At 64.5% G+C, this 1,535-nt stretch carries 3 protein-coding genes; all 3 read left to right on the top strand.

Annotation, left to right across the window (positions count from 1 at the left end; all coding sequences use genetic code 11):
• The coding region (locus EOA28_RS35360) for a GMC family oxidoreductase (RefSeq protein ID WP_148671091.1) at window positions 1-469 on the top strand (469 nt) is incomplete at its 5' end.
• Window positions 466-1,227: a 3-ketoacyl-ACP reductase gene (locus tag EOA28_RS35355; RefSeq protein WP_126081442.1), complete on the top strand. Its 762-nt coding sequence runs from the start codon at window positions 466-468 to the stop codon at window positions 1,225-1,227. The genes EOA28_RS35360 and EOA28_RS35355, both read left to right, overlap by 4 nt.
• 6 nt (window positions 1,228-1,233) lie before the next feature.
• A partial coding sequence (locus EOA28_RS35350; RefSeq protein ID WP_148671090.1) for a GMC family oxidoreductase N-terminal domain-containing protein occupies window positions 1,234-1,535 on the top strand: 302 nt, incomplete at its 3' end.

Raw genomic sequence — 1,535 nt, 5'->3', positions numbered from 1 at the left:
CAACATGCTCAAGGCCAATGTGAAGACGATGCCGAAATTCGTGCTCGACTTCATGGCCGGCCACGCCGTCGACTGGTACCTGATGTGCGAGGACCTGCCCGATCCCGAAAGCCGCATCATGGTCGAAGGTAAGGAGATCGTCATGCAGTGGCGGCGCTCCAACATGCAGTCGCTGGAAGGCCTGACCAAGGTGATGCACGAGAACCTGCGCGCCTGCGGCTATCCAATCGTGCTGTCGCGCCCCTTCGACAAGCGCACGCCCTCGCATCAATGCGGCACGGTGAAGATGGGCAACGACCCGGCCACCTCGCCGCTCGACCCCTTCTGCCGCGCCTGGGATCACCGGAACCTGTTCGTCGTCGACGGCGGGTTCCTGCCGACCTCCGCCGCGGTCAATCCGGCGCTGTCGATCGCGGCGCAGGCGCTGCGGGTTGCTGATTACCTTCGAAAGACGGAGCTTGCGGCATGACTCGCCCGGCAGCCATCGTCACCGGCGGCGCGCGCGGCATAGGGCTCGCCTGCGCCGAGGCATTGGCGGATGCCGGCTTCGACATTCTGGTGGCCGACCTTGCCGAGAGACCTGCCGACGGCCTTGCCGACACGATCGTGGGGCGGGGCGCGAATTTCACTTACGCCCAATGCGACATCGCGGATCTCGCCGGCCATTCGAAACTGGTCGAGGCAGCCATGCGCGCCTTCGGTCGCATCGATTGCCTGGTCAACAATGCCGGCATCGGCGCCGTTGTCCGCGGCGACCTGCTGGAGCTTAAGCCGGAGAATTTCGACCGCGCGCTGAATATCAATCTGCGCGGCACGGTGTTTCTCAGCCAGGCCATCGCCAAGGCTATGCTGGCGGCATCTGCCGGCTCAGCCAGATCGATCATCACCATCACTTCGGTCAGCGCCAACATGGCTTCGCCGGAACGAGCCGACTACTGCATTTCCAAAGCCGGCCTTTCAATGTGGGTGAAGAATCTGGCGCTGCGGCTCGCGCCCGAGAACATCGGCGTGTTCGAGGTACGGCCGGGCATCATCCGCACCGATATGACCGCTGGCGTCTCCGCCAAATATGACGCGCTGATCGAGGACGGCCTGGTGCCGGCAAAACGCTGGGGCGAAGCCGCCGACATCGGCGCCGTGGTTGCGGCGCTCGCCTCCGGCAAATTCGGCTTTTCGACCGGATCGGTCATCGATGTCGACGGCGCGCTCTCGGTGCCACGCTTGTGAGGAACAATGGCTGACTACATCATTGTTGGCGCCGGCCCGGCCGGCTGCGTTCTCGCCAACCGGCTGAGCGAGGATCCGGGCAATTCCGTCCTGCTCCTGGAAGCCGGCGGCAAGGATTGGCATCCGCTGATCCACATGCCGGCCGGCTTCGCCAAGATGACAAAGGGCATCGCCTCCTGGGGCTGGTCGACCGTGCCGCAGAGAAACATGAAGGACCGCGTCTTCTGGTACACGCAGGCCAAGGTCGTCGGCGGCGGCTCGTCGATCAACGCCCAGATCTACACGCGCGGCAACGCCCGCGACTACGA

Origin of the sequence: Mesorhizobium sp. M2A.F.Ca.ET.067.02.1.1, assembly GCF_004023285.1 — a bacterium.
Taxonomy (GTDB): Bacteria; Pseudomonadota; Alphaproteobacteria; order Rhizobiales; family Rhizobiaceae; genus Mesorhizobium.
The sequence above is the reverse complement of the archived record's forward strand: the minus strand, read 5'-3'. Positions and strand labels throughout refer to the sequence as shown.